At 73.8% G+C, this 6,969-nt stretch carries 1 protein-coding gene; it reads right to left on the bottom strand.

The annotated features are described in order from the left end of the window. Nucleotides 1-6,969, bottom strand: a 6,969-nt coding sequence (locus tag ACFV0Q_RS36000) for a type I polyketide synthase (RefSeq protein ID WP_385011398.1), incomplete at both ends; no start/stop codon positions are given.

The raw sequence follows: 6,969 nt of genomic DNA, 5'->3' as shown, positions 1-6,969 counted from the left end.
ACCCACCGAATGCCCCGCCACCAGATCCGGCCGCACACCCCACGACTCCACCAGCCGGAACAACGCCACCTCGACCGCGAACAACGCCGGCTGGGTATAAATGGTCTGGTTCAACAGCTCCGCGTCATCACCGAACACCACATCCGTCAAAGGCCGTTCGAGATGCGCGTCCAACACCCCGCACACCCCGTCGAAAGCCTCCGCGAACACCGGGAAGGCCGCGTACAACTCGCGCCCCATCCCCAGCCGCTGACTCCCCTGCCCCGAGAACAGGAACGCGGTCCGGTTGTCGGCGGAAGGCGTACCGTGCTCCGCTTCACCGCGTACGACGCCGGCTGCCTGGCGACCGGCGGCCAGAGCCGTCAAGCCCTCCAGCAGGTCCTCGCGCCGGGTCCCGACGACCGCCGCGCGCACCTCCATCGCGGCACGCGACGTGGCCAGCGACCGCCCGACCTCGGCGATCCCCAGGTCCAGGTGCCCGAAGAGGTGGGCCGCGAGGCGCTGTGCCTGGGCGCGCAGTGACGCGTCGTCCTTGGCCGAGAGCACCCACGGAACGGCGCCGGGCGCCGGGGCGGCGTTCTCGGCGGCCGGAGCGGGCTCCTCGCCCGGTACGTGTTCCAGTACGACGTGCGCGTTGGTTCCGCTGACGCCGAAGGACGATACGGCCGAACGCCGGGGCCGACCGTACTCCGCCCACTCCACCGGCTCGGTGAGCAGCTTCACCGCTCCGGACGACCACTCCACGTGCGGCGACGGCTCGTCGGCGTGCAGCGTCTTCGGCAGCACGCCGTGCCGCATCGCCTCGACCATCTTGATCACGCCCGCGACACCGGCGGCGGCCTGCGTGTGCCCGATGTTCGACTTCAGCGAGCCGAGCCACAGCGGCCGGTCCTCCGTACGCTCCTGGCCGTACGTGGCGAGCAGCGCCTGGGCTTCGATCGGGTCGCCGAGCGTCGTTCCCGTGCCGTGCGCCTCGACCGCGTCGACGTCGGCGGCGGACAGCCCGGCCTGCGCCAGCGCCTGGCGGATGACCCGCTGCTGCGCCGGACCGTTCGGCGCCGTCAGACCGTTCGACGCACCGTCCTGGTTCACCGCGGAACCCCGTACGACGGCCAGTACCTGGTGGCCGTTGCGGCGGGCGTCCGAGAGCCGTTCCACCAACAGCATGCCCGCGCCCTCGGCCCAGCCGGTGCCGTCGGCCGACGCCGAGAAGGCCTTGCAGCGGCCGTCGGCCGCCAGCCCGCGCTGACGGCTGAACTCCACGAAGATGTTCGGGGTCGCCATGACCGTCACACCGCCGACCAGAGCCATCGAGCACTCGCCCTGCCTCAGCGACTGCGCCGCCAGATGCAGAGCGACGAGCGACGACGAGCACGCCGTGTCCACCGTCACCGCCGGCCCCTCCAGACCGAAGGTGTAAGCCACCCGGCCGGAGGCGATGCTGCCCGCGCTGCCGTTGACGAGGTACCCCTCGAATCCGTCGGGTGCGACGGGCAGGCGCGAGCCGTAGTCGTGGTACATGACGCCGGCGAAGACGCCCGTACGCGAACCGCGCAGCGTGGCCGGATCGATCCCGGCCCGCTCGAACGCCTCCCACGAGGTCTCCAGCAGCAGCCGCTGCTGCGGATCCATCGCGAGCGCCTCACGCGGCGAGATCCCGAAGAACCCGGCATCGAACTCCGCCGCGTCGTACAGGAACCCGCCGTCCCGGGCGTAGCTCGTTCCGGCGTGATCAGGATCCGGGTGATACAGCGCGTCCAGCGCCCAGCCACGGTCCACCGGGAAGCCGCCCACCGCGTCCCCGCCCTCCGCGACCAACCGCCACAGATCCTCCGGAGACCGCACCCCACCCGGATACCGGCAGCTCATCCCCACGATCGCGATCGGCTCATCGGCCGAAACGACCGCCACCGGAGCGAGCTCCGAGCCACCGGGGGCCGAACCGACGAGTTCGGTCAGCAGGAAGCGGGTGAGCGCCTCGGGGGTGGGGTGGTCGAAGACGAGGGTCGCGGGCAGCCGCAGGCCGGTGGCCGTGTTGAGCAGGTTCCGGAGTTCGACGGCGGTGAGCGAGTCGAAGCCGAGGTCCCTGAACTGCCGGTCCACGGCGACCGACCGGACGGATGCGTGGCCGAGCACGGCCGCCGCCTGGGTCCGGACGAGATCGAGGAGGACGTCGTGCCGCTCGGCGGCCGGCAGGGCCGTGATCCGCTCGGCCAGCGAGGACCCCGTCGCGTGCTGCCGCGTGCCGTCGAGGGCACGCCGTACGGAGCCACGTACCAGCTTCCGCAACAGCGGGGGCAGCGCTCCGGCGCGGGCCTGCGCCTGGAGCGCGCCGGTGTCCAGCCGGACCGGGACCACGGTGGCGAGCGCGGAACGGCAGGCGGCGTCGAAGAGCGCCAGGCCCTCCTGTGCCTCCAGCGCGATCAACCCGGACCGGCTGATCCGGTGCCGGTCCGCGGCGGCGAGGTCGGCCGTGAGCGCGCTGGTCTCCGCCCACAGGCCCCAGGCGATCGACACCGCGGGCAGCCCGGCCGCGCGGCGCTGCTGGGCGAGGGCGTCCAGGAAGGCGTTCGCGGCCGCGTAGTTGGCCTGTCCCGCGCTGCCGAGGGTGCCGGCGGCGGAGGAGAAGAGGACGAAGGCGGTGAGGCCGGCGTCCCGGGTCAGCTCGTGGAGGTTCAGGGCGGCGTCGGCCTTGGGGCGGAAGACGCGGTCGAGGCGCTCGGGGGTGAGCGCGGGGACGATCCCGTCGTCGGTCACGCCCGCCGCGTGCACCACACCGGTCAGCGGCTGGTCGGCGGGAATCTCCGTCAGCAGTTCGGCCAGCGCCGTACGGTCCGCGACGTCGCAGCGGACGGTCCGTACGTCGGCGCCGAGCGTCCGCAGCTCCTCGGCGAACTCCGGCGCGCCCGCGGCGTCCGGGCCGCGACGGCTCGCCAGCAGCAGGTGCCGCACTCCGTGCTCGGTGACCAGGTGGCGGGCGACGAGGCGCCCCAGCACACCGGAGGCACCGGTGACCAGGACCGTCCCTTCGGCCGAGAAGGCGGGGCGACGGCCCGTGTCATCGGCATCAGCGGGCCGTTCCGCGGGGGTGGCGTCGACCCGCGTCAGGCGCGGAGCGAGCAGGGCGCCGTCCCGGACCGCCACCTGCGGCTCGCCCGAGGCGGCGGCGGCCGCCAGACGGGCGGTGTCGATGTCTCCGTCGATGTCTCCGTCGACGTCGACCAGCACGAACCGGCCGGGGTTCTCCGACTGCGCCGAGCGTACGAGTCCCCAGACCGCGGCCTGCGCCGCATCCACCTCGACGGCATCGGCGGCGTCGGCGGTGGAGGCGTCCACAGCCCCTCGGGTCACGATGACCAGGCGCGATGCGGCGAACCGGTCCTCCCGCAGCCACTCCTGGAGCAGCGCCAGCACCTGCCGCGCGGCCGATGCGGCCGACGCGTCCTCGCTGCCGCCGGGCGTCCCCTGTACGGGGACGGCCACGGCGTCCGTAGCCGCGACCGATGCCGGCAGGCTCTCGCACACCACCACGCCCACGGGCTCCGCGTCGGGGGCCGGCTCACACCGCTCCCAGTCCACCCGGAACAGCGCGTCCCGCAACGCCGAAGCGCCGTGCCCGCCGCTCGCTCCGGCGAGTTGCCCGGGAGCCACCGCCCGCAGCGTCAGCGAGTCCACCGATGCCACGGGCCTGCCCAGGCCGTCGGTGATCCTCAGCGCCACCGAGTCCGGACCGGAACCGGCACGGGTCAGGCGAACCCGCAGCGTCTCGGCGCCGGTTCCGTACACGCTCACGCCGTCCCAGGCGAACGGCAGCCGGCCCTCGTGGCCCTCCGCGAGGAACTCGCCCACGATCAGGGCGTGCAGCGCCGCGTCGAGGAGGGCGGGGTGCACGGCGAAGCCGGCGACCGAGGTGTCGTCGGGCAGCCCGACCTCGGCGAAGAGCTCGTCCTCCCCTCGCCGCCACACGCCGCGCAGGCCCTGGAAGACGGGCCCGTACGCGAACCCGGCCTCGGCCAGCCGCTCGTAGCAGTCGTGGATGTCGACGGCGGCGGCGTCGGCGGGCGGCCAGGCAGCCGCCGTCCCGGGCACGTCCGGTTCATCGAACGCGGACGTCCCCTCGCGGTCCGGTACGAGGAACCCGGTGGCATGGCGGGTCCAAGGCAGCTCCGCAGCGGCCTCGTCCCTGGCATCGGGACGCGAGTAGATCCGCACCGTGCGCCGGTCGGAGTCGTCGTCGGCAGCGCCGGCCACCACCCGTACCTGGACCGCGCCGTGCTCCGGGAGCACCAGGGGGGCTGCGAGGGTGAGTTCGTCGACGCGACCGCAGCCGAGCTCCTCGCCGGCCCGGACGGCCATCTCCAGGAAGGCGGTTCCCGGCAGCAGGGTCACGCCGGAGACGGCGTGGTCGGCCAGCCAGGGGTGTGTGGCCAGTGACAGCCGGCCGGTCAGCAGCGAGCCGGCGTCGTCGGGCAGCAGGGCCGCCGCTCCGAACAGGGCGTGTCCGGCGGTGGCCAGGCCAGCCGCGGCGACGTCGCCGGGGGCGGTGGGCGCGTCGAGCCAGTAGTGCTCGTACTGGAAGGCGTAGGTGGGCAGGTCGACGCGTCGGGCGCCGCGCCCTGCGAACACGGCCGTCCAGTCGACGGATGTCCCGTGGACGTGGAGCTGGGCGGCGGCCGTGGTGACGGCCAGGTCCTCGGCGCGGTCCGCGCGCAGCAGGGGCAGCGTGACCGCGTGCTCGTCGAGGGAGTCCTGGGCCATGGCGGTCAGGACACCGCCCGGGCCGATCTCCAGGAACGTACGGACGCCCTCGCCGGTGAGGGTGGTGACGGCGTCAGCGAAGCGGACGGCCCCGCTGACATGGCGGACCCAGTAGTCGGCGGAGGAGAGCTCTTCCGCGGATGCCGGACGCCCGGTGAGGGTGGAGATGACCGGAAGCTTCGCGGCGCCGAAGGAAACGCTCTCCACGACGGCCCGGAAATCGGCCAGCATCGGTTGCATCAAGGGGGAATGGAAGGCGTGGGAGACGGAGAGGGCCTTCGTCTTGCGGCCCTGTTCCTCCAGCCGCCCGACGACCGCGGCCACGGCGTCCTCGGCGCCCGAAACCACCACGGCCGAAGGGCCGTTGACGGCGGCGATGCCCGCGCGGTCCTCGTACCCGGCCAGCAGGGCCCGAACTTCGTCCTCCGAGGCCTGCACCGCGACCATGACACCCCCGTCCGGGAGTGCCTGCATCAGGCGGCCGCGGGCCGCCACGAGCTTCGCCGCGTCGTCCAGCGACAGCGCGCCCGCCACATGGGCCGCCGCGAACTCGCCGACGGAATGACCCGCCAGGAAGTCCGGCCGGATCCCCCACGACTCCACCAGCCGGAACAACGCCACCTCGACGGCGAACAGCGCGGGCTGGGTGTACACCGTCCGGTTCAGCGCTTCGCCGTCCTGGGCGGCGAACACCACGCTCTTCAGCGGGAGTTCGAGGTGGATGTCCAGCGCGGCACACACGGCGTCGAACGCCTCGGCGAACACCGGGAAGGCGGCGTGCAGTTCGCGCCCCATGCCCGGTCGCTGGCTCCCCTGCCCCGAGAAGAGGAACGCGGTCCGGTTCCCCCCTGCGGGCGCGCCGGTCGACGTCTCACCGCGCAGGACCGCGCCGCTCGCCGGTCGGCCCGCGGCGAGGGCGCCGAGGCTGCTCAGCAGCTCCTCACGGCCGGTGCCGACGACCGCGGACCGGAGGTCCAGTGCGGCCCTGGAGGTCGCCAGGGACAGGCCGATGTCGGCGGGGTCGAGGTCCGGGTGTTCCGTCAGGTGCGTCAGCAGGCGTGCGGCCTGCTCGCGCAGGGCCGCCGGGTCCTTGGCGGACAGCGGCCACGCGACAGCGGTACCGGCCGCGGTCGGGTTCTCCTGCTCGTCGCTCCGCGCGGCCCGCTCCTGCTCGGCCGGCTGCTCGATGACGACGTGGGCGTTGGTGCCGCTGACGCCGAACGAGGACACTCCCGCCCGGCGCGGACGCCCGTGCTCCGCCCACTCCACCGGCTCGGTGAGCAGCTTCACCGCACCCGCCGACCAGTCCACGTGCGGCGACGGCTCATCCACGTGCAGCGTCTTCGGCAGCACCCCCTGCCGCATCGCCATCACCATCTTGATCACACCCGCCACACCCGCGGCGGCCTGCGTGTGCCCGATGTTCGACTTGACGGTCCCCAGCCACAGCGGGCGGTCGGCCGGGCGGTCGGTGCCGTAGGCCTTCAGCAGGGCCTGCGCCTCGATCGGGTCGCCGAGCGTCGTTCCCGTGCCGTGGGCCTCGACCGCGTCGACGTCACCGGCCGCCAGGCCCGCGTTCGCCAGTGCCTGCCGGACCACCCGCTGTTGCGCCGGCCCGTTGGGGGCGGTCAGCCCGTTCGACGCGCCGTCCTGGTTGATCGCGGAGCCCCGTACGAGGGCCAGTACCCGGTGTCCGTTGCGGCGGGCGTCCGACAGGCGCTCCACCAGCAGCATCCCCGCGCCTTCGGCGAGGCCCGTGCCCTCGGCCGAGGCGGCGAAGGCGCGGCAGCGGGCGTCCTGGGACAGGCCGCGCTGGCGGCTGAAGCCGATGAGCGCGCCGGGGGTCGACATGACGGTGACGCCGCCGGCCAGGGCCAGGTCGCACTCGCCCTGGCGCAGCGACTGCGCCGCCAGGTGCAGGGCGACCAGGGACGAGGAGCAGGCGGTGTCCACCGTCACCGCCGGGCCCTCCAGGCCGAAGGTGTAGGAGAGCCGTCCCGAGACGACGGAGGCGGAGTTGGCGGTGAGGAGGTGACCCTCCATGCCCTCCGACCCGTGCTGGGAGAGGCCGACGGCGTAGTCCTGGCCGTTGGTGCCGGCGAAGACTCCGGTGCGGCTGCCGCGCAGGGTGGCCGGGTCGATGCCGGCGCGCTCGAACGCCTCCCACGAGGTCTCCAGCAGCAGCCGCTGCTGGGGGTCCATGGAGAGGGC

Source organism: Streptomyces sp. NPDC059564, from assembly GCF_042735575.1.
In the GTDB taxonomy this organism is placed as follows: Bacteria; Actinomycetota; Actinomycetes; order Streptomycetales; family Streptomycetaceae; genus Streptomyces.
The sequence above is the reverse complement of the archived record's forward strand: the minus strand, read 5'-3'. Positions and strand labels throughout refer to the sequence as shown.